Raw genomic sequence first — 20,978 nt, forward strand, 5'->3', positions numbered from 1 at the left:
CCATGTTCGTTGCTGGATCTATCGACTTCCAGCATAAATAGTTGAGCATTCCTATCGAATCAATGGAGGTTTGATCCATGCACGAAGCGTTCTGGCAGGATCGATGGGCGCGTAGCCAAATCGGTTTCCATCAAGAGAAGGTCAACGGCTATCTGCGTCGCCATTGGTCCACGCTTGGCTTGGCCAGCGATGCGGCAGTCCTAGTGCCGCTGTGTGGCAAGAGCCTGGACCTGGCCTGGCTCGCGGAGCAGGGCCACAGGGTGATTGGCGTCGAGCTGGCCGAGCGGGCGGTAGAGGATTTCTTCGCCGAGCGCGAGGTGCAGCCGCAGGTATCGCAGCGCGGTGCATTCAAGGTTTATCAGGCGGGCAAGCTGGAGGTTCTTTGCGGCGACTTCTTCGCCCTGAGCACCGATGACGTCGCCGATTGCCAGGCCTTCTACGATCGCGCCGCACTGATCGCCCTGCCGCCACAAATGCGCGAGCGCTATGTCGCCCACCTGCAGGCGATATTGCCGGCGCGCTGCCAGGGGCTGCTGGTGACTCTGGTGTATGACCAGCAGCGCATGGACGGCCCGCCATTTTCGGTCGAGGACGCCGAAGTGACGCAGCATTTCGCGGCCGGCTGGGCGCTGCGTATGGTCGAGGAAAAGGACGTGCTGGCGGGCAATCCGCGCTTCACCGACAGTGGCCTTGCCGCAGTGGATGAGCGAGTTTTCCATCTGACGCGCCGCTAGCGACGGCGCTAAGAAAGAAAAGGCGACCCGCAGGTCGCCTTTTTCGTTTGCTATCGATCAGCCGCGGCGACGCAGCGCCTCGATACGATCTTCCAGCGGCGGGTGGGTCATCAGCAGGCCGGCCAGGCCGTTCTTCAGGCCTCCGTTGATACCGAACGCGGTCAGGCTGTCGGGCATTTGCACCGGTACGCCCTGTTCGGCACGCAGGCGCTGCAGGGCGGCGATCATCGAGTTGGTGCCAGCCAGGCGAGCCCCGGCTTCATCGGCCTTGAATTCACGTTTACGCGAGAACCACATGACGATGATGCTGGCCAGAATGCCCAGTACCAATTCGGCGAAGATGGTCGCGATGAAGTAGCCGATGCCGTGGCCGTCTTCATTCTTGAAGATCGCCTTGTCGACGAAGTTGCCGAAAATGCGCGCGAAGAACATCACGAAGGTGTTCACCACGCCCTGAATCAGCGCCAGGGTGACCATGTCGCCGTTGGCTACGTGGCCGATCTCGTGGGCCAGCACCGCGCGCACTTCGTCGGGGGAGAAACGCTCCAGTAGGCCCTGGCTGACGGCGACCAGCGCATCGTTCTTGTTCCAGCCGGTGGCGAAGGCGTTGGACTCGTAGGCCGGGAAGATGCCGACTTCCGGCATCTTGATGCCGGCATCGCGCGACAGCTCTTCGACGGTCTGCAGCAGCCACTGTTCGTGGCGGGTGCGCGGCTGGGTGATGATCTGAGTGCCGGTGCTCATCTTCGCCATCCACTTGGAGATGAACAGCGACACAAGCGAGCCGGCGAAACCGAACACGGCGCAGAAGATCAGCAGGCTGCCATGGTTCTGGCCGGTGAAGCGATCAACCCCCAGCAACTTGAGGGTGATGCTGGCGATAACCAGCACTGCCAGGTTGGTGGCCAGGAACAACATAATGCGCATCATGTGTGAACGGACTCCTCACGGGGAAAGACTTTTACTAATGCCGGCTATATAAGGGCGCCCCCCAGGGGCTTTCAACTGGCGACTATTTCAAACTATGTCGCCTGTGCCGGCGGGCTGGGCGCCAAACAATAGACGGGTAAGCCGAGCGGTGCGTTCCCCGTGCTGCTGAGCGAGCGCCTCGCGCAATTGGAAGGCCAGCGTGGCATGCACGCGGCGCACGCTCGCCGGCAGCGTTTCCCCATCACCGAGGGCGTGAGGAATGGCGCGCGACAGGCGCAGAAAGCCTTTCTCGCTGAGCACCGCCTGATCGAGAGCGTCGTAGGCGATGGTCGATTCGAAGCGCAGATAACCTTCCTCGGCCAGCCACAGCAACGCGCCCAGGCAGGCCTGGTGACGCTTGCTGGGCAGGCCGAATTCATCCGGCTCCTCACGGCCGATCAGGTCTTCCACGTACAGCGCCATCTTGCGCGGGAAGGCCTGATAGAGCATCAGCAGGCCGCTGGCGGCGTCCTTGTAGAAGTCGTCGATCTGCAGGTCCATGCCGGCCTACTGACGGTAGGTCTTGAGGAAATTGCCGATACGGCCGATGGCCTGCTCCAGGTCGTCGACGCGGGGCAGGGTGACCACGCGGAAGTGGTCCGGCCACGGCCAGTTGAAGGCGGTGCCCTGGACGATCAGCAGCTTTTCCGAGAGCAGCAGGTCGAGGACGAACTTCTCGTCGTTATGGATCGGGCAAACCTTCGGGTCGATCTTCGGAAAAGCGTACAGCGCCCCCATGGGTTTCACGCAGCTAACGCCAGGGATGTCGTTGAGCAATTCCCAGGTGCGGTTGCGCTGCTCCAGCAGGCGGCCGTTGGGCAGCACCAGGTCGTTGATGCTCTGGTAGCCGCCGAGCGCGGTCTGGATCGCATGCTGGCTCGGCACGTTGGCGCACAGGCGCATGTTGGCGAGGATATCCAGGCCTTCGATATAGCTCTGCGCCTTGTGCTTGGGCCCGGAAATCGCCACCCAGCCGGAGCGGAAACCGGCCACGCGGTAGCTCTTGGACAGGCCGTTGAAGGTCAGGCAGAGCACGTCGGGTGCCAGCGAGGCCGTGCTGATATGCACGGCTTCGTCGTAGAGAATCTTGTCGTAGATCTCGTCGGAGAAGATCACCAGGTTGTGCTGGCGCGCAAGTTCGACGATATCCTGCAGCACTTCCTTGGAATACACCGCCCCGGTGGGGTTGTTCGGGTTGATCAGCACCAGTGCCTTGGTGTTCGGCGTGATCTTGGCGCGCATGTCGGCGATGTCGGGGAACCAGCCGGCCTGCTCGTCGCACAGGTAGTGCACCGGCTTGCCGCCGGACAGCGCCACGGCGGCAGTCCACAGCGGATAGTCGGGCGCCGGGATGAGCACCTCGTCACCGTTGTTGAGCAGCGCCTGCATGGCCATGACGATCAGTTCGGACACGCCGTTGCCGAGGTAGATGTCCTCGATGGTGACGCCTTCGACCTGCTTCTGCTGGTAGTACTGCATCACCGCCTTGCGCGCGCTGAACAGCCCTTTGGAGTCGCTGTAGCCCTGGGCGGTAGGCAGGTTGCGGATGACGTCCTGGAGGATCTCCTCGGGCGCTTCGAAACCGAACGGTGCCGGGTTGCCGATGTTCAGCTTGAGGATGCGCTGGCCTTCCTCCTCCAGACGCTTGGCGTGCTTGAGCACCGGCCCGCGAATGTCGTAGCAGACGTTGGCGAGCTTGTTCGATTTGCTGACCTGCATGTAAGAAATCCCGAGCTAAGGAGAACCCACTGAAGCACGCTGCAAAATTCTCCCGGCGGGGAATCTTGGCAGCCCTTAACGTGGGTGACAGACTGGGGTCGAATCATACGTGGCGACCTGGGCGCGGCAAAGGTGCCGGGCCTGCTTTTTTCTGGCCTGCCACGCTGCGCACATTCGTGTCGCGGCCCGGAAAACTAGCAGTCGCAGTTTGCGGGGCGAGCGCCTGATGTGATGCTGACGTCGTATGCGAAGCCCCGTGTTGCCTATTACCGAGGAGGTATCCGTTCGTGGATAAAGTCGACAAGTCGTTGGACAGCTGGCGTGAGGAACTGACGGACGAGCAGTTCCATGTGTGTCGCCTGGGCGGCACGGAGCGACCGTTCACTGGCGCTTACCATGACGAAAAGACCCCAGGTATCTACCACTGCGCCTGCTGCGGCGAAGCCCTGTTCGATTCGGACGCCAAGTACGATTCCGGCAGTGGTTGGCCGAGCTATTTCCAGCCGATCAACGACGAGGTGATCGCCAGCCTCGACGATTACAGCCATGGCATGCACCGCATCGAGGTCAAATGCGCCAAGTGCGATGCTCATCTGGGGCACGTGTTTCCGGATGGCCCGCGCCCGACCGGGCTGCGTTACTGCATCAATTCGCTGTCGCTGAAGCTGCTACCGCGCGATTGATATGGCATGCCAGGCACCTTGCGTGCCTGGCGCACGCCGCTCAACCCTGTAGAGGCGAGCCCTGGCGGCTCTCCTCGAGGGCATTGCAGGCCTGCTGAATCATGTCTTCGGTGATTGGTACTTCGCGGCCCTGACCATCGATGATAAAACCGCCCACCGGTTGCTGCCGTTGCTGGGTGGTGGCGGGGTGGTGTTGGGCATTGTTCTGCAAGCTCATGGCCTGTCTCCTCATCAGTAGTGCGCGCCAGTCTAGATCGATCAGATGAAGGCGCGGTGACAACTGCAACGGCGGAACTCCGTCACATAACATTTGGCGAAAGTCGTAGTGCAGGCTGCGTGCCAGCTTGCCTGGAACGAGGAATACATGGCGCGTTTTCATATTGGTCTGATCATCAACCCCCTGGCCGGGCTGGGCGGCCCGGCCGCCTTCAAGGGCAGCGACGGCATGGCCGAGCAGGCGCTGGCTCTGGGTGTCGAAGCAAAGGCCGCGCAACGTACGCGCACCGCGCTTGAACAATTGCTGCCGCTGCGCGAGCGCGTCGAGTTCGTCAGCTACCCAGGGGCGATGGGTGGAGATCTATTAGCGCAGATGGGCTTCGCGCATCGTCTGCTGGGTGAGTTGGGCGAGGGCGCGACAAGCGCCGAAGATACTCAGCGTGCGGTGCGGCAACTGCAGGACGCCGGCGTGGCCTTGATTCTGTTCGCCGGTGGCGACGGCACCGCGCGTGACGTCTGCACGGTGGTGAACGCGTCGCAGCCGGTGCTGGGCATTCCGGCCGGGGTAAAGATCCAGTCCGGTGTTTACGCCATCAGCCCACGTGCGGCGGGCGAGTTGACCGCGCGACTGGTCGAAGGTGGCCTGGTGCGCCTGGCCAGCGGTGAAGTGCGCGATATCGACGAGGCCGCGCTGCGCGAAGGGCGTGTCACCGCGCGCTGGTATGGTGAGCTGTGCGTGCCGCAAGAGGGCGGTTATGTGCAGGCGGTCAAGCAAGGTGGGATGGAATCCGAGGAACTGGTGCTAGCCGATTTGGCTGCCTGGCTGGAGAGCGAGTGGCAGCCGGATGCTCGCTACGTGTTCGGTCCCGGTTCGACCCTGCACGGTCTGGCGCAGAATCTCGGGCTGGAAACTACCCTGCTCGGTGTCGATGTGATCGAGGGCGGCCAGGTGATTGCCCGCGACGTCAACGAAGCCCAACTGTTCGCCTTGGTCGAGGGGCACCCGACTTACCTGCTGGTGACCGCAATCGGCGGCCAGGGGCATATCATCGGCCGCGGCAATCAGCAGATCAGCCCGCGTGTGCTGCGCGCCGTCGGCCTGGAGCGCCTGCGCGTAGTCGCCACCAAGCGCAAGCTGGCGACGCTGGAGGGCCGGCCGCTGTTGGTCGATAGTGGTGACGTGGCGCTGGATGATGCCTTCCCCGATGCCGTGCGGGTCTGGGCGGGTTACAAGGAAGAGTTGCTCTATCCCCTGAGCCGATAGGAGAGCGAATGCGCATACTGGTTCTATTGCTGGCTTGGTCGCTGGCGCTTGCCGCGCAGGCCATCGAGGCTGACAGGCTGGTGCTGGATGCACGCAAGCAGGTCGGCGTGACTCTGGGTTATGACCCTGCCTACCGCCAGTTAAGTTACCCCGGTGGCGACGTGCCCATGGCTACCGGCGTGTGCACCGACGTGGTGGTCCGCGCGCTGCGTCAGCAGGGACTGGATCTGCAGGAGGCGGTGCATCGCGATATGCGTGGCAACTTTGCCGTCTACCCGAAAAACTGGGGGCTGAGCCGGCCGGACAGCAATATCGACCACCGCCGCGTGCCCAATTTGATGACCTGGTTCAAGCGCCAGGGCTGGTCGCTGCCGGTCAGTCAGGACGCTGCGGCTTACCGGGCTGGCGATATCGTCACCTGGGATCTGGGGCGCGGCCTGACTCATATCGGCATCGTCAGTGATCGCCAGGCGCCCGGTGCAGCACCGCTGATCCTGCACAACATCGGCCGTGGCACGCAGGAAGAAGACATTCTGTTCGCCTACCGCATCACGGGGCACTATCGGCCAGTCGCCCAGCAGGTGAGTGCCGGCCAATGACCGAACGGGCGCCTGGTCTCGCCGCTGGCGAGCGCGTCGTGCTGTTCGACGGCGTGTGCAAACTGTGCAATGGCTGGGCGACGTTTCTTATCCGCCATGACCGTACCAGGCAGTTTCGCCTGGCGTCCGTGCAGTCCGCCCAGGGGCAGGCGTTGCTGGCCTGGTACGGGCTGCCGACCGATCGTTTCGACACCATGGCCCTGATCGACGAGGCGGGGCTGCATGTGCGCTCCACGGCGCTGCTGCGCATTCTCTCGGGCTTGCCGCTACCCTGGCGTGCGCTGAGGATGCTGCGCCTGGTGCCCAGGCCGCTGCGCGATTGGTGTTATGACCGCATTGCGCTGAATCGCTATCGCCTATTCGGTCGACATGACGTATGCATGCTGCCCACGGCCGATCATGCCGAGCGTTTTCTGCATGACTGAGCGGCGCCTGGCGCATATCGCCTGGCTTGCACGGCTGGCATTGGCAGCGGTCTTCATCTGGCATGGCCTGGCGCCGAAGATACTCTGGCTGAGCCCCGACGAGGTGGCGATGATCGCTGCCCACGGCCTGCCGGACCATCCTCTGTTCGCGCCGCAGTTGATCGCGGCTGTCGGCGGTGTCGCCGAGATCCTGCTGGGCATCGTGTTGCTGCTCCTACGCCGGCAGCGCTGGCCTCTGCTGGTCGCCGGCGCAGCATTGCTGGCGCTGCTGCTTGATGTGGCGCTGCTCAGCCCCCATCTGTTGATCCAGGCGTTCAATCCGCTTTCTACCAACCTGGCTGCGTTGGCGCTATGCGCGGTGGCCTGGCTGGCCGAGGCGCCCACGGCTACCGACTCCTGAGGCCCGTATGATCTCGTTGCTGTCTTCTCGTCAGCGCGGCGCGATGCGCCTGGCCTGGCGTTTCATCGTGCCTTATCGCGGCCGGGTGCTGGGTGCGCTGCTGGCATTGCTGTTCACGGCGGCGATCACGCTGTCCATGGGGCAGGGTATCAAGCTGCTGGTGGATCAGGGGCTGGCCACGCAATCGCCGGCTGCGCTGCGTCAGTCGCTGCTGCTGTTCTTCGTGCTGGTAATGGCTCTGGCCGTCGGCACCTACACGCGTTTCTACCTGGTGTCGTGGATCGGCGAGCGGGTGGTGGCCGACATCCGCCGGCGAGTGTTCGATCACCTGATCGAGCTGCACCCTGGTTTCTACGAGCGCAATCGCAGTTCGGAGATCCAGTCGCGACTGACGGCTGATACCACGCTGTTACAGTCGGTGATCGGCTCGTCGCTGTCGATGGCGCTGCGCAACCTGATCATGCTGATCGGCGGCAGCGTGCTGCTGGTGATCACCAACCCGAAACTCAGCGGTATCGTCCTGCTGGCCTTGCCGCTGGTGGTTGCGCCGATCCTGCTGTTCGGCCGCCGCGTGCGCGCGCTGTCGCGGCAGAGCCAGGATCGCGTGGCCGATGTCGGCAGCTACGTCGGTGAGGTGCTGGGGCAGATCAAGACGGTGCAGGCCTACAACCACCAGAACGAGGACAAGCGGCGCTTTGGCGAGTCCGCCGAGGCCGCTTTCGATGTGGCGCGCAAGCGCATTGCCCAGCGTTCCTGGCTGATCACCGTGGTCATCGTGCTGGTGCTCGGTGCCGTGGGGGTAATGCTCTGGGTCGGCGGCATGGATGTGATCGCCGGGCGCATTTCCGGCGGTGAGCTGGCGGCTTTCGTGTTCTACAGCCTGATCGTCGGCTCGTCCTTCGGCACCCTGAGCGAGGTGATCGGCGAGTTGCAGCGTGCGGCAGGCGCAGCCGAGCGTATCGGTGAGCTGCTGCGCTCCAGCAACGCCATCGTCGCGCCGCAGCAGCCGCAACATCTGCCGCAGCCGGTACAGGGCCGTATCGAGCTGCAGGGCGTGCGTTTCGCCTATCCGTCGCGTTCGGACAGTTACGCCATCGATGGTATCGACCTGCAGGTGGCGGCCGGGGAAACGCTGGCGCTAGTGGGGCCGTCCGGAGCTGGTAAGTCGACGCTGTTCGATCTGCTGCTGCGCTTCTTCGACCCGCAGGCCGGGCGCATCCTCATCGATGGCGTGCCGATCGACCAACTGGACCCGCGTGAGCTGCGTGCCTGCTTCGCCCTGGTTTCGCAGAACCCGGCGCTGTTCTTTGGCTCGGTGGAGGACAACATTCGCTATGGCCGCCTCGATGCCAGTCAGGCCGAGGTGGAAGCCGCCGCGCGGGCAGCGCACGCGCATGAATTTATCCAGCGTCTGCCGCAGGGCTACCAGACCCACCTGGGCGAAGCAGGTCTGGGACTTTCCGGCGGGCAGCGCCAGCGTCTGGCGATTGCCCGGGCATTGCTCGCCGATGCGCCGATCCTGCTGCTCGACGAGGCCACCAGCGCACTGGATGCAGAGAGTGAACACCTGATCCAGCAGGCGCTGCCATCGCTGATGGCCGGGCGCACCACGCTGGTGATCGCCCATCGCCTGGCCACGGTGAAGCAGGCAGACCGCATCGCCGTGGTCGAACAGGGGCGTGTCGCTGCCATTGGCAATCATGCCGAGCTGATCGAAAGCAGCCCTTTGTATGCGCGCTTGGCCGAGCTGCAGTTCAGCAACTAGCTCTTGGGTCTGATAGTGGCGGCCGCTCCGGCCGAGGCGACGATGATGGCGCCCACGGCCAGCCACTGGCCCCAGAGCAGCTTCTCGCCGAGAAAGGCCAGGCCACACATTGCGGCGACTGCCGGTTCCAGGCTCATCAGTACGCTGAAGGTGCGCGCTGGCAGGCGTGTCAGGGCGACCATCTCCAGACTGTAGGGCAGGGCCGACGACAGCACCGCGACGCCAAGGGCGATGGGCAGCAGGTCGAGGCTGAGCAGGTCGCTGCCCGCGTGCCAGACGCCGATGGGCAAGACCAGCAGCGCGGCGACCCAGGTGCCCAGTGCGACGGTGTGGCGACCATGCTGGGCGCCGGCCTTCTGCCCAAAGACGATATACAGCGCCCAGCAGATGCCGGCGCCGAGCGCCAAAGCCGCACCGAGCGGGTCGATGGCGCTTTGCGTGGCGCCTGTCGGCAGCAGCATCCACAGGCCGGCGATGGCCAGAATCACCCAGACGAAATCCAGCAGGCGACGCGAGGAAAACAGCGCCAGGGCCAGCGGACCGGTAAATTCCAGCGCTACGGCGATGCCCAGCGGGATGCTCTGCAGCGCCATGTAGAACATCAGGTTCATGCCGCCGAGCGCCAGGCCGTAGGCCAGCAGAGCGTGGCATTTGCGCAGGTCGAGCCGGGCACGCCAGGGCTGCATCACCAGCGACAGAATGATCGCGCCGAGCACCAGGCGCAGGGCTGTGGTGCCCTCGGCGCCGACCAGCGGGAACAGGTTCTTGGCCAGCGAGGCGCCGCTCTGGATAGAGACCATGGCCACCACCAGCAGAGCGATGGGGACAAGAAGGGCGGAGCGTGGCATGAAGGTGTCCTGATGAAATCGCAGGGGGCTGTTAGGTGGCCGGGCTATCCGTTTTCCGTGAGGACGGCTTTTTTTCTGCCCTGGCCGCGTTAAGTGCCCTGCTAGGGGCAGATACCGGTCAGTAACGGCTTGTGTGGAAGCATGACTGCTGCAAGGGATGCGACGGGTAAAACTTTGCGGACAAGTCCGCTACCACGAGCAGCGCTTCTGTAGGAGCGGACTTGTCCGCGAAATGGGCAGCTTTCGCTACCCTTGGGTCAAGAACAGCCGCAATCGGGCAAAACAGTCGCGGCTTCTTTCCTGATGGCCTGGCGTTGGCTGCCAGGGCCGGTGTTTTAACGGGCGCTGGTCCGTCAGTGGTATTCGCACAGGTACGCGGTGTCGACGGCGACCTTGAGCTGGAACTTGCTGTTGGCCTCAACGGTGAACTGGCTGCCGGCCTCATAGGTGTTCCAGCTGTCGCTGCCCGGCAGTTTGACGGTCAGGGCGCCGGCGACGACATGCATGACTTCCAGTTGGCTGGTGCCGAACTCATATTCGCCCGGAGCCATCACACCGATTGTGGCGGGGCCTTCGGCCATGGCGAAGCCGATGGATTTGACGGTGCCGTCGAAGTACTCGTTGACCTTGAACATCTGCGATTCCTTGGAGGGTTGGAAAAGTCGCCGAGAGCCATGTTTCGCGTCGCGCGGCGACGGCCCGAGGGGCGGTCGCTACGGATGGCAGGCGATAAAAGGGTCGCCAGTATGCCCAAGCGGCTTTTCTTCGTCATCTGTCTTTGAGAGGAAGTACCAGTGGCAGCAGGCGCGCGGTATTGCGTGCGTCTTCGAGCGCACGGTGCTGTTGCCCTTGGAACTGCATGCCGGCCAACTGCAAGGCACTGTGCAGGCCGACCGGGCGTTGCAGTTGGCGGGCCTTGGCGAACGCCTGCTTCAGATTCAGGTGGGGTACGTCAGCCAGCAGGCTATCGAGCCTATGCTGACGCCATTCCTGCTCCAGCTGGCGGCGATCATAGTCGCCCCAGCTGCTCCAGCCGATCAGGCGCGGCGCATGCTGTGACAGCCAGCGCTCGAACTGGCTCCAGACCTGCGGCATCGATGCGGCGCCGTCGACGTCAGCCTGGGTGATGTGGGTGAGCTCGCGGCAGAAATCGGTCAGGCACGGGCGCCGCTGCGGTTTGACGATGCGCTGGAAGTGATCGCGCTCATGGCCGTCAGCGCCAACCAGGCTGGCACCGATCTCGATGATTTCCATTTCTTCCATCGGCCAGCCGCCTTCGTCGGTGGTGGCTTCCAGGTCGATGACCAACCAATGTCCCATTGGTGCTCCTAATCGTTCGCAAGGCCTTGCTCGGGGCCGATTGGCAGGCAGTATGGAAGGCCTTTCCGGCCGGGGCAAACGTCGTGTTAGGCTCTGCGACCTATGTCCGCAGGAGGTTGTTATGGCAAAGGTCGCATTTATCGGCTTGGGCGTTATGGGGTATCCGATGGCCGGGCATCTCGCCCGCAAGGGTCATCAGGTGACGGTCTATAACCGTTCACCGGGTAAGGCCGAGCAGTGGATGGGGGAGTATGCCGGCAGCAGCGCGCCAACCCCGCGCGAGGCGGCGGCGGGCGCCGAATTGGTGATGTGCTGCGTAGGTAACGACGATGACCTGCGCAGCGTGATTCTCGGCGAGCAGGGCGCCTTCGCCGGCATGGCGCCGGGTGCCATCCTGGTCGATCACACCACCGCTTCGGCCGACGTGGCGCGTGAACTGGCTGCCGTCGCGGCCGAGCGTGGCCTGGGTTTTCTCGATGCGCCGGTGTCCGGTGGCCAGGCCGGTGCGGTCAATGGCGTGCTGACCGTGATGGTCGGTGGTGAAGCCGAAGCCTATGCGGTCGCCGAGCCGGTAATCCAGTGCTACGCGCGCATGATGCGTCTGATGGGGCCGGCCGGCAGCGGCCAGCTGAGCAAGATGGTCAACCAGATCTGCATCGCCGGCCTGGTGCAGGGGCTGGCTGAGGCGCTGAATTTCGCCCAGTGCGCGGGGCTCGATGGCCATGCGGTCGTCGATGTGATCAGCAAGGGGGCCGCGCAGTCATGGCAGATGGAGAATCGCTACAAGACCATGCTTGCCGGCGAGTTCGATTTCGGCTTCGCGGTCGACTGGATGCGCAAGGATCTGTCGATCCTGCTTGAGGAATCGCGTCGCAATGGTGCGCAGCTGCCGGTGACGGCGCTGGTCGATCAGTTCTACGCCGACGTTCAGGGCATGGGCGGCGGGCGCTGGGATACGTCCAGCCTGCTGGCGCGTTTGCAGCGTAACCGCTGATCACGAAAGGTCTCGACGGACGGCGCGCGCCTCATTAGGATCGCCGCCGTTCGTTTGTTGTCGAGGTCGTTTCATGGAGTGTCGTGCCGGTTGCGGTGCCTGCTGCATCGCGCCTTCCATTAGCTCGCCGATTCCAGGCATGCCGAACGGTAAGCCGGCCGGCGTGCGCTGCATTCATCTCACTGCCGAGTTTCTCTGCGCCATTTTTGGTCGCCCGGAACGCCCCGCCGTGTGTGGTGGCTTCAAGGCAGACGTGGACCTGTGCGCCGACGATCGCGACAGCGCCATTCGTATGCTGGGCTGGCTGGAGCAGGCGACGGCCTGAGGATCTGAACCGGCTGCGTTCTGCGCCGGTCGAAAAGCAAACAGTCCTGACGGGAGTTGCCTGACGATGATGCGTTTTTCCGTTTTGCTCATGATGCTGACTGCAATCACCGCCCAGGCTGCCGAAAGGCAGTGGCAGCTGGAGCGTGAAGAGGATGGCGTGAGCGTGTATCTGGCTGATGTGCCGGGGTCGAAATACAAGGCCTATCGCGGTGTCGTGACGATCGATGGCGATCTGGCCGCGGTGCAGGCCGCTCAGGAAGATGTCGAGGGCTCCTGCGCCTGGATCTTCAGTTGCCAGCAGCAGCGTTTGCTCGAGACCAGGGGCGATGTCAGCGAGTTGTACGCTCGCTTCGAGACGCCCTGGCCGGTGAAGGCGCGAGATTCGGTGATTCAGGTGAAGACGCGAACCGAAGCCGATGGCAGCGTTACCCGTCTGCTCAAGGCAGTGCCAGAGCGCTTGCCGGAGGAAAAGGATTTCGTGCGCGTGCAGCGTGTCGATGGCCAGTGGCACCTGAAGCCGCTGGACGGCGGCAAGGTGGAAGTGACGTACGAGGCGCATACCGAGCCGGGCGGCAGCGTGCCGTCGTGGTTGGCCAACAGTTTCGTCGTCGATGCGCCGTTGCAGACGCTGCAAGGCTTGCGGGCGAAAGTGGAAGGGCGTTGAGGCAAGTCGTTCGGCAATAAAAAAGGCTGCCAGATTGGCAGCCTTCTTGGTTTCGCGGCGCTATCAGTCGCGGTCGGCGGGCAGGTCGCGCTGCTCGTAGCCGGTGTACAGCTGGCGCGGACGGCCGATCTTGTAAGGGCCGGAGAGCATTTCCTTCCAGTGCGAGATCCAGCCTACGGTACGCGCCAGGGCGAAGATCACGGTGAACATCGAGGTCGGGATGCCGATGGCCTTGAGGATGATGCCCGAGTAGAAATCCACGTTCGGGTAGAGGTTGCGCTCCTTGAAGTAAGGATCGTTGCGCGCGATCTCTTCCAGCTTCATGGCCAGTTCTAGCTGCGGGTCGTTGATGCCCAGTTCGGCCAGTACTTCGTCGCAGGTCTGCTTCATGACCTTGGCGCGCGGGTCGAAGTTCTTGTAGACGCGGTGGCCGAAGCCCATCAGCTTGAACGGATCGTCCTTGTCCTTGGCCTTGGCCACGAACTTGTCGATGTTCTCCACGCTGCCGATCTCGTCGAGCATGGTCAGCACCGCTTCGTTGGCGCCGCCGTGTGCCGGGCCCCACAGCGCGGCGATGCCGGCAGCGATACAGGCGAACGGGTTGGCACCCGAAGAGCCTGCCAGGCGTACGGTGGAGGTGGAGGCGTTCTGCTCATGGTCGGCGTGGAGGATGAAGATCTTGTCCATCGCCTTGGCCAGCACCGGGCTGATCGGTTTGATCTCGCACGGGGTGTTGAACATCATGTGCAGGAAGTTTTCCGCGTAATTCAGGTCATTGCGCGGGTACATCATGGGTTGGCCCATGGAGTACTTGTAAGTCATGGCGGCGATGGTCGGCATCTTGGCCACCAGGCGCATGGCCGATACTTCGCGGTGCTGCGGATTCTTGATGTCCAGTGAGTCGTGATAGAAGGCGGAGAGGGCGCCAACCACGCCGCACATGATGGCCATCGGGTGGGCATCGCGGCGGAAACCGTTGAAGAAGGTCTTCAGTTGTTCGTGAACCATGGTGTGGTTCTTGATGGTGCTGACGAACTTGGCCTTCTCTTCCTTGCTCGGCAGTTCGCCGTTAAGCAGCAGGTAGCAGGTTTCCAGGTAATCGGATTGCTCGGCGAGCTGCTCGATGGGGTAGCCGCGATGCAGCAGAACACCCTTGTCGCCGTCGATGTAGGTGATCTTCGACTCGCAAGAGGCGGTCGACATGAAACCAGGATCAAATGTGAACCGACCCGTGGAGGTCAGGTTCCGCACATCGATTACATCGGGACCAACAGTGCCGGTCAGAACGGGCAGTTCGACGGGGGCATTGCCCTCGATGATCAACTGCGCTTTTTTGTCAGCCATATGTGGCCTCCTAGTTATGCTTGAAATCATCAGACGGCCCCCCACGCAGGGCCCGCACCACTATAGTGGGATAAATCCGAAAGTCAATTTGCGAGAACCCAGGCAGTAGAAGGGTTTGCGCGGGATTATCAACGAAAAAAGGCCGCTATTTACGCCATTTGAATAAAGGCTGCAATGCGCTTTTTGGGGTAGGGCATTGCATTGTCATTAGTCTGCTAACTGTCTATACTCTGCGCCCGACCGCCAGGGGCTTTGCGGCCATATCATGGCGGTCGTCACTCCTTGGGTGATGGGTACCTGACCAGTGCACTTCCCAACAACTTTGCCCTGATAGTTAGGGGCTCTCAGTGTGATAAAAAGCCGTGAATAGCCAACGACCTGTAAACCTAGACCTTAGGACTATCAAGCTCCCAGTCACCGCTTACACCTCCATTCTCCACCGTATCTCCGGTGTCATCCTCTTTGTCGGTATCGCCATCCTGCTGTTCGGCCTCGACAAGTCGCTGACCTCCGAAGAGGGCTTCGCCCAGGTGAAAGAATGCCTGGCCAGTCCGCTGGCCAAGTTCGTGATCTGGGGTCTTCTGTCCGCTCTGCTGTATCACCTGGTGGCCGGCGTGCGCCACTTGATCATGGACATGGGCATCGGCGAGACGCTGGAAGGCGGCAAGCTGGGCTCGAAAATCGTCATCGCCGTTGCGGCGGTCGTGATCGTGCTGCTGGGGGTGTGGATATGGTAACTAATGTCACGAATTTCTCGCGTTCGGGCCTCTATGACTGGATGGCGCAACGCGTTTCTGCGGTCGTTCTCGCGGCTTACACGCTGTTTCTGCTGGGCTATGTGATCTGCAATCCGGGCATGGGCTACGCCGAATGGCACGGTCTGTTCTCGCATACCGCAATGCGCATTTTCAGCCTGCTGGCCCTGGTTGCACTGAGCGTGCACGCCTGGGTTGGCATGTGGACCATCTCCACCGACTACCTGACGCCGATGGCGCTGGGCAAGTGGGCGACTGGTGTGCGTTTCCTGTTCCAGGCCGTGTGTGGCATCGCCATGTTCGCGATGTTCGTCTGGGGTGTGCAGATTCTGTGGGGTTTCTGATTCATGGCTAGCATCCGTACTCTTTCCTATGACGCCATCATCGTAGGTGGCGGCGGCGCCGGCATGCGTGCTGCGCTGCAACTGGCTCAGGGTGGTCACAAGACTGCCGTGGTCACCAAGGTGTTCCCGACTCGTTCGCACACCGTTTCCGCTCAGGGTGGCATCACCTGCGCCATCGCTTCGGCCGACCCGAACGATGATTGGCGTTGGCACATGTACGATACCGTCAAGGGTTCCGACTATATCGGTGACCAGGACGCTATCGAGTACATGTGTTCCGTCGGCCCGGAAGCCGTGTTCGAGCTCGAGCACATGGGCCTGCCGTTCTCCCGTACCGAGCAGGGGCGCATCTATCAGCGTCCGTTCGGCGGTCAGTCGAAAGGTCCGGACAATCCGACCCAGGCTGCCCGTACCTGCGCTGCTGCCGACCGTACCGGTCACGCGCTGCTGCACACCCTGTATCAGGCCAACCTGAAGGCCGGCACCTCGTTCCTCAACGAGTGGTACGCCGTTGACCTGGTGAAGAACCAGGACGGCGCCATCGTCGGCATCATCGCCATCTGCATCGAGACCGGCGAGACCGTCTACATCCGCTCCAAGGCCGTGGTTCTGGCCACTGGCGGTGCTGGCCGTATCTACGCCTCCACCACCAACGCTCTGATCAACACCGGCGACGGCGTGGGCATGGCCCTGCGTGCCGGCGTGCCGGTGCAGGACATCGAGATGTGGCAGTTCCACCCGACCGGTATTGCCGGCGCCGGTGTACTGGTTACCGAAGGCTGCCGTGGCGAGGGTGGTTACCTGATCAACGCCCATGGCGAGCGCTTCATGGAGCGTTACGCGCCGAACGCCAAAGACCTGGCCGGCCGTGACGTGGTTGCGCGCTCCATGGTCAAGGAAGTCATCGCCGGCAACGGCTGTGGCCCGAACAAGGATCACGTACTGCTGAAGCTCGATCACCTGGGTGAGGAAGTGCTGCACAGCCGCCTGCCGGGTATCTGCGAACTGTCGAAGACCTTCGCCCACGTCGACCCGGTCGTCGCGCCGGTTCCGGTCATCCCGACCTGCCACTACATGATGGGCGGCGTTGCCACCAACATTCATGGTCAGGCCATCACCCAGGACGCCAACGGCAACGACACCATCATCGAAGGTCTGTTCGCTGTCGGTGAGGTCGCCTGCGTATCGGTACACGGTGCCAACCGTCTGGGTGGCAACTCGCTGCTCGATCTGGTGGTATTCGGTCGCGCCGCTGGTCTGCACCTGGAAAAAGCGCTGAAAGAAGGCGTGGAAGTCCGTGGTGCCAGCGAAACCGACATCGAGCAGTCGCTGTCGCGTCTGGCTGGCGTCAACGAGCGCAGCACTGGCGAAGACGTGGCACCGCTGCGTAAAGAGCTGCAACAGTGCATGCAGAACTACTTCGGTGTATTCCGTACCGGCGAATACATGCAGAAGGGCATCCAACAACTGGCCGACCTGCGTGAGCGCATCGCGAAAGTCAAAATCGCGGACAAGAGCCAGGCGTTCAACACTGCGCGTATCGAAGCGCTGGAACTGCAAAACCTGCTCGAAGTCGCCGAAGCGACCGCTGTGGCTGCCGAGGCTCGTAAAGAGTCCCGTGGTGCGCACGCTCGTGAAGACTTCGAGGAGCGCGACGATCAGAACTGGCTGTGCCACTCCCTGTACTTCCCAGGCGAGAAGCGCGTAGCCAAGCGTGACGTGAACTTCGCGCCGAAGACCGTTCCGGCATTTGAACCCAAGGTTCGGACTTATTAAGGGTGACTGATATGTTGCAAGTCAGTGTTTATCGCTACAACCCGGAGAAGGACGCCGCTCCGTTCATGCAGGACTTCCAGGTCGACATCGGCGGCAAGGACATCATGGTCCTCGACGTGCTGGCGCTGATCAAGGAACAGGACGAAGGCTTCTCCTACCGTCGCTCGTGCCGTGAAGGCGTATGTGGCTCCGACGGCATGAACATCAACGGCAAGAACGGCCTGGCCTGTATCACGCCGATCTCCGCTGCCGGCCTCAAGGGCGGCAAGCTGGTGATTCGCCCGTTGCCGGGTCTGCCGGTCATTCGTGACCTGGTCGTCGACATGAGCATCTTCTACAAGCAGTACGAGAAGGTGCAGCCGTTCCTGCAGAACGATACGCCGGCTCCGGCCATCGAGCGTCTGCAGTCGCCGGAAGAGCGCGAGAAGCTCGACGGTCTGTACGAGTGCATTCTGTGTGCGTGCTGCTCGACCAGCTGCCCGTCGTTCTGGTGGAATCCGGACAAGTTCCTCGGTCCCGCTGCGCTGCTGCAGGCCTACCGCTTCCTGGCTGACAGCCGTGACACCAAGACCGCCGAACGTCTGGCCTCGCTGGACGATCCGTTCAGCGTGTTCCGCTGCCGCGGCATCATGAACTGCGTGAACGTGTGCCCGAAGGGTCTGAACCCGACCAAGGCCATCGGCCACGTGCGTAACATGCTGCTGCAAAGCGGTACTTGATTCGCAAGTTGCTATACCTGTAACACCTGCGGGTCCGGCTCCGGTCGGCTCGCAGTAAAGCCAGAGCCGCAGCCCACAAAGCCGCGGCTCATACTCGAAAAATATGACGACCAGCAGGGGCATCCGGGCTGGTACCCGGACTATCTGCGGGAACCCAAGTGGCTTCATCCGAGTCGCAGCAACATGACTTTGATTGGAGCCATGCGGTATTCGCGCCGGTGGTGTCCCCTTACCGAGGGTGACCAAGCATGCAAGAAAGCGTGATGCAGCGCATGTGGGACAGTGCCCACCTATCCGGTGGCAACGCTGCCTACGTGGAAGAGCTCTATGAGCTCTACCTGCACGATCCCAACGCTGTGCCAGAAGAGTGGCGCACTTACTTCCAGAAGTTGCCGACCGACGGCAGCGCTGCAACGGACGTATCGCATTCGACCATTCGCGATCATTTCGTCCTGCTCGCCAAGAATTCGCGTCGCGCCCAGCCGGTTTCCGCCGGGGCCGTCAGCAGCGAGCACGAAAAGAAGCAGGTGGAAGTACTGCGCCTGATCCAGGCCTACCGCATGCGTGGCCATCAGGCCGCCCAGCTTGACCCCTTGGGTCTGTGGGTGCGCACTGCGCCGTCTGACCTGTCGATCAATCACTACGGCCTGACCGACGCGGATCTGGACACTACTTTCCGCACCGGCGAGCTGTACATCGGCAAAGAAGAGGCAACGCTACGCGAAATCCGCGATGCGCTGCAGCAGACATATTGTCGCACCATCGGTGCCGAGTTCACCCACATCGTCGATTCCGGTCAGCGCAACTGGTTCGCCCAGCGCCTGGAAAGCGTGCGCGGTCGTCCGCAGTTTTCCGCCGAGGTGCAGGCGCACGTGCTCGAGCGCGTCGTCGCTGCCGAAGGTCTGGAAAAGTACCTGGGCACCAAGTACCCGGGCACCAAGCGTTTCGGCCTGGAAGGTGGCGAGAGCCTGATCCCGCTGCTGGACGAAATCATCCAGCGTTCGGGCTCCTACGGCACCAAAGAAATCGTCATCGGCATGGCCCACCGTGGCCGTCTGAACGTCCTGGTCAACACCTTCGGCAAGAACCCGCGCGACCTGTTCGACGAGTTCGAAGGCAAGAAGACCGAAGGTCTGTCCTCCGGTGACGTGAAGTACCACCAGGGCTTCTCCTCCAACGTCATGACTGCCGGCGGCGAAGTGCACCTGGCGCTGGCGTTCAACCCCTCGCACCTGGAAATCGTTTCCCCGGTGGTCGAGGGTTCGGTACGTGCCCGTCAGGACCGTCGTAGCGACGCCAGTGGCGACAAGGTTCTGCCGATCTCCATCCACGGTGACGCGGCGTTCGCCGGTCAGGGCGTGGTCATGGAAACCTTCCAGATGTCGCAGACCCGCGGCTACAAGACTGGCGGCACCATCCACATCGTGATCAACAACCAGGTTGGCTTCACCACCAGCCGTCCGGAAGATGCGCGCTCCACCGAGTACGCCACCGACGTCGCCAAGATGATCCAGGCGCCGATCTTCCATGTGAATGGCGATGATCCGGAAGCCGTGCTGTTCGTTACCCAGCTGGCCGTCGACTACCGCATGCAGTACAAGCGCGACGTGGTCATCGACCTGGTCTGCTACCGCCGTCGCGGCCACAACGAGGCCGACGAGCCGAATGGCACCCAGCCGCTGATGTATCAGCAGATCGCCAAGCAGCGCACCACCCGCGAGCTCTACGCCGACGCCCTGGTTGCATCCGGCGCGCAGAGCAGCGACGACGTGCAGGCCAAGATCGACGACTACCGTACTGCGCTGGACAACGGCCAGCACGTGGTCAAGAGCCTGGTCAAGGAGCCGAACAAGGAGCTGTTCGTCGACTGGCGTCCGTACCTGGGCCATGCCTGGACCGCGCGTCACGACACCCGTTTCGACCTGAAGACCCTGCAGGACCTGTCCGCCAAGCTGCTGGAGATCCCCGAGGGTTTCCTGGTTCAGCGTCAGGTCTCGAAGATCCTCGAAGACCGCCAGAAGATGGGCGCGGGCGGTTTGCCGATCAACTGGGGCTTCGCCGAGACCATGGCCTACGCCACGCTGCTGGTCGAAGGTCACCCGATTCGCATGACCGGCCAGGACATCGGCCGCGGCACCTTCTCGCACCGTCACGCGGTGCTGCACAACCAGAAGGACGCCTCGGCTTACGTTCCGCTGAAAAACCTGTACGAAGGTCAGCCGAAGTTCGAGCTGTACGACTCCTACCTCTCCGAGGAAGCGGTGCTGGCGTTCGAATATGGCTACGCCACCACTACGCCGAACGCGCTGGTGATCTGGGAAGCCCAGTTCGGCGACTTCGCCAACGGCGCTCAGGTGGTGTTCGACCAGTTCATTTCCAGCGGCGAGACCAAGTGGGGCCGTCTGTGCGGTCTGACCGTTCTGCTGCCGCATGGTTATGAAGGGCAGGGGCCTGAGCACAGCTCGGCGCGTCTGGAGCGTTACCTGCAATTGTGCGCCGAGCACAACATGCAGGTCTGCGTGCCGACCACCCCGGCGCAGGTCTACCACATGCTGCGTCGCCAGGTGATCCGCCCGCTGCGCAAGCCGCTGGTGGTCCTGACGCCGAAATCGCTGCTGCGTCACAAGCTGGCAATCTCGACCTTGGAAGATCTGGCCGAAGGCTCCTTCCAGACCGTGATCGGCGAGATCGACTCGCTGGATCCGGCCAAGGTCGAGCGTATGGTGCTGTGCAGTGGCAAGGTCTACTACGACCTGCTGGAGAAGCGTCGCGCCGAGGGTCGCGAGGACATCGCCATCGTTCGCATCGAGCAGCTCTATCCGTTCCCGGAAGACGATCTGGCCGAGGTACTGGCGCCGTACAAGAACCTCAAGCACATCGTCTGGTGTCAGGAAGAGCCGATGAACCAGGGCGCCTGGTATTGCAGCCAGCACCACATGCGTCGCGTCGCTACTGCGCACAACAAGTCGCTGTTCCTGGAGTATGCCGGTCGTGATGCGTCGGCAGCGCCAGCTTGCGGTTACGCGTCGATGCACGCCGAGCAGCAGGAAAAACTGCTGCAGGACGCCTTTACTGTTTAACGCCTTCATCCGGTAGGTGGCAGGTGCCGCCTA

23 protein-coding genes are annotated in these 20,978 nt (G+C 62.6%); 15 read left to right on the top strand and 8 right to left on the bottom strand.

The window, feature by feature from the left end; genetic code table 11:
• The first annotated feature begins 77 nt into the window (after window positions 1-77).
• Window positions 78-734 carry a thiopurine S-methyltransferase gene (locus tag P3C50_RS03650; protein ID WP_275544907.1) on the top strand — a complete coding sequence of 219 codons (657 nt, stop codon included), beginning with the start codon at window positions 78-80 and terminating at the stop codon, window positions 732-734.
• Between the two features lie 57 nt (window positions 735-791).
• Here P3C50_RS03650 and htpX read toward each other — a convergent pair whose 3' ends face one another.
• The 3 genes from htpX to P3C50_RS03665 all read right to left on the bottom strand — a co-directional run bounded on the left by htpX (window position 792) and on the right by P3C50_RS03665 (window position 3,422).
• On the bottom strand, window positions 792-1,664 hold the full coding sequence (gene htpX, locus P3C50_RS03655; RefSeq protein WP_275544908.1) for a protease HtpX: 873 nt from the start codon (window positions 1,662-1,664) through the stop codon (window positions 792-794).
• Window positions 1,665-1,751: 87 nt separating this feature from the next.
• A complete protein-coding gene (locus tag P3C50_RS03660) occupies window positions 1,752-2,204 on the bottom strand; it encodes a hypothetical protein (protein WP_275544909.1) in 453 nt (150 codons plus the stop codon).
• A 6-nt stretch (window positions 2,205-2,210) separates the two neighbouring features.
• Window positions 2,211-3,422 (bottom strand): pyridoxal phosphate-dependent aminotransferase, encoded by a 1,212-nt coding sequence (locus P3C50_RS03665; protein ID WP_275544910.1) that lies wholly within the window; start codon window positions 3,420-3,422, stop codon window positions 2,211-2,213.
• Between the two features lie 287 nt (window positions 3,423-3,709).
• Between P3C50_RS03665 and msrB the strand changes: the two genes are divergently transcribed.
• The gene (gene msrB, locus P3C50_RS03670) at window positions 3,710-4,105 is read left to right on the top strand and encodes a peptide-methionine (R)-S-oxide reductase MsrB (RefSeq protein ID WP_275544911.1); all 396 of its coding nucleotides are present in this window, start codon (window positions 3,710-3,712) and stop codon (window positions 4,103-4,105) included.
• Between the two features lie 40 nt (window positions 4,106-4,145).
• On the opposite strand, the gene P3C50_RS03675 is transcribed toward msrB, so the two are convergent.
• Window positions 4,146-4,322: a PA1571 family protein gene (locus P3C50_RS03675; protein WP_275544912.1), complete on the bottom strand. Its 177-nt coding sequence runs from the start codon at window positions 4,320-4,322 to the stop codon at window positions 4,146-4,148.
• Between the two features lie 147 nt (window positions 4,323-4,469).
• Here P3C50_RS03675 and P3C50_RS03680 point away from each other — a divergent pair, with 147 nt between their 5' ends.
• Genes P3C50_RS03680 through P3C50_RS03700 form a run of 5 tightly spaced genes read left to right on the top strand, consistent with a single transcriptional unit; the run spans window position 4,470 to window position 8,774 of the window.
• Window positions 4,470-5,585, top strand: coding sequence for an ATP-NAD kinase family protein (locus tag P3C50_RS03680; RefSeq protein WP_275544913.1), 1,116 nt, complete (start codon window positions 4,470-4,472; stop codon window positions 5,583-5,585).
• Between the two features lie 8 nt (window positions 5,586-5,593).
• Window positions 5,594-6,184, top strand: a complete 591-nt coding sequence (locus P3C50_RS03685; RefSeq protein WP_275544914.1) for a DUF1287 domain-containing protein — start codon at window positions 5,594-5,596, stop codon at window positions 6,182-6,184.
• The gene (locus P3C50_RS03690; protein WP_275544915.1) at window positions 6,181-6,609 is read left to right on the top strand and encodes a thiol-disulfide oxidoreductase DCC family protein; all 429 of its coding nucleotides are present in this window, start codon (window positions 6,181-6,183) and stop codon (window positions 6,607-6,609) included. The genes P3C50_RS03685 and P3C50_RS03690 overlap by 4 nt, the downstream gene beginning before the upstream one ends.
• On the top strand, window positions 6,602-7,009 hold the full coding sequence (locus tag P3C50_RS03695) for a DoxX-like family protein (protein WP_275544916.1): 408 nt from the start codon (window positions 6,602-6,604) through the stop codon (window positions 7,007-7,009). Before P3C50_RS03690 ends, P3C50_RS03695 begins: the two co-directional genes overlap by 8 nt.
• Before the next feature lie 7 nt (window positions 7,010-7,016).
• Window positions 7,017-8,774: an ABC transporter transmembrane domain-containing protein gene (locus tag P3C50_RS03700; protein WP_275544917.1), complete on the top strand. Its 1,758-nt coding sequence runs from the start codon at window positions 7,017-7,019 to the stop codon at window positions 8,772-8,774.
• Here the strand turns inward: P3C50_RS03700 and rhtA are convergent.
• From rhtA to P3C50_RS03715, 3 genes are all read right to left on the bottom strand, one after another.
• On the bottom strand, window positions 8,771-9,622 hold the full coding sequence (rhtA, locus tag P3C50_RS03705) for a threonine/homoserine exporter RhtA (RefSeq protein ID WP_197856417.1): 852 nt from the start codon (window positions 9,620-9,622) through the stop codon (window positions 8,771-8,773). The genes P3C50_RS03700 and rhtA overlap by 4 nt on opposite strands.
• 353 nt (window positions 9,623-9,975) lie before the next feature.
• Window positions 9,976-10,257: a pyrimidine/purine nucleoside phosphorylase gene (locus P3C50_RS03710; RefSeq protein ID WP_275544918.1), complete on the bottom strand. Its 282-nt coding sequence runs from the start codon at window positions 10,255-10,257 to the stop codon at window positions 9,976-9,978.
• A gap of 133 nt (window positions 10,258-10,390) precedes the next feature.
• A complete protein-coding gene (locus tag P3C50_RS03715) occupies window positions 10,391-10,942 on the bottom strand; it encodes an exonuclease domain-containing protein (protein ID WP_275544919.1) in 552 nt (183 codons plus the stop codon).
• A gap of 121 nt (window positions 10,943-11,063) precedes the next feature.
• On the opposite strand from P3C50_RS03715, the gene P3C50_RS03720 reads away from it, so the two are divergent.
• The 3 genes from P3C50_RS03720 (at window position 11,064) to P3C50_RS03730 (ending at window position 12,927) form a co-directional block, all read left to right on the top strand.
• Window positions 11,064-11,936, top strand: coding sequence for an NAD(P)-dependent oxidoreductase (locus P3C50_RS03720; protein ID WP_197856420.1), 873 nt, complete (start codon window positions 11,064-11,066; stop codon window positions 11,934-11,936).
• 73 nt (window positions 11,937-12,009) lie between these two features.
• Window positions 12,010-12,261 (top strand): YkgJ family cysteine cluster protein, encoded by a 252-nt coding sequence (locus tag P3C50_RS03725; protein ID WP_197856421.1) that lies wholly within the window; start codon window positions 12,010-12,012, stop codon window positions 12,259-12,261.
• A 66-nt stretch (window positions 12,262-12,327) separates the two neighbouring features.
• Entirely contained in the window at window positions 12,328-12,927 is a 600-nt protein-coding gene (locus P3C50_RS03730; RefSeq protein ID WP_275544920.1) for an START domain-containing protein, read from the top strand.
• A 63-nt stretch (window positions 12,928-12,990) separates the two neighbouring features.
• Here the strand turns inward: P3C50_RS03730 and gltA are convergent, their stop codons facing one another.
• Entirely contained in the window at window positions 12,991-14,271 is a 1,281-nt protein-coding gene (gltA, locus tag P3C50_RS03735) for a citrate synthase (protein ID WP_275544921.1), read from the bottom strand.
• 362 nt (window positions 14,272-14,633) lie between these two features.
• On the opposite strand from gltA, the gene sdhC reads away from it, so the two are divergent.
• The 5 genes from sdhC to P3C50_RS03760 all read left to right on the top strand — a co-directional run bounded on the left by sdhC (window position 14,634) and on the right by P3C50_RS03760 (window position 20,945).
• Window positions 14,634-15,008 carry a succinate dehydrogenase, cytochrome b556 subunit gene (gene sdhC, locus P3C50_RS03740; RefSeq protein WP_161865465.1) on the top strand — a complete coding sequence of 125 codons (375 nt, stop codon included), beginning with the start codon at window positions 14,634-14,636 and terminating at the stop codon, window positions 15,006-15,008.
• A complete protein-coding gene (gene sdhD / locus P3C50_RS03745; RefSeq protein ID WP_024308045.1) occupies window positions 15,002-15,370 on the top strand; it encodes a succinate dehydrogenase, hydrophobic membrane anchor protein in 369 nt (122 codons plus the stop codon). The genes sdhC and sdhD overlap by 7 nt, the downstream gene beginning before the upstream one ends.
• A gap of 3 nt (window positions 15,371-15,373) precedes the next feature.
• Window positions 15,374-17,146, top strand: a complete 1,773-nt coding sequence (sdhA, locus tag P3C50_RS03750; RefSeq protein WP_197856424.1) for a succinate dehydrogenase flavoprotein subunit — start codon at window positions 15,374-15,376, stop codon at window positions 17,144-17,146.
• An 11-nt stretch (window positions 17,147-17,157) separates the two neighbouring features.
• Entirely contained in the window at window positions 17,158-17,865 is a 708-nt protein-coding gene (locus tag P3C50_RS03755; RefSeq protein WP_275544922.1) for a succinate dehydrogenase iron-sulfur subunit, read from the top strand.
• Between the two features lie 248 nt (window positions 17,866-18,113).
• Window positions 18,114-20,945: a 2-oxoglutarate dehydrogenase E1 component gene (locus P3C50_RS03760; RefSeq protein WP_197856425.1), complete on the top strand. Its 2,832-nt coding sequence runs from the start codon at window positions 18,114-18,116 to the stop codon at window positions 20,943-20,945.
• Window positions 20,946-20,978 lie beyond the last annotated feature (33 nt).

The sequence above is a fragment of the Pseudomonas sp. Marseille-Q0931 genome (assembly GCF_940789645.1).
GTDB lineage: Bacteria > Pseudomonadota > Gammaproteobacteria > Pseudomonadales > Pseudomonadaceae > Aquipseudomonas.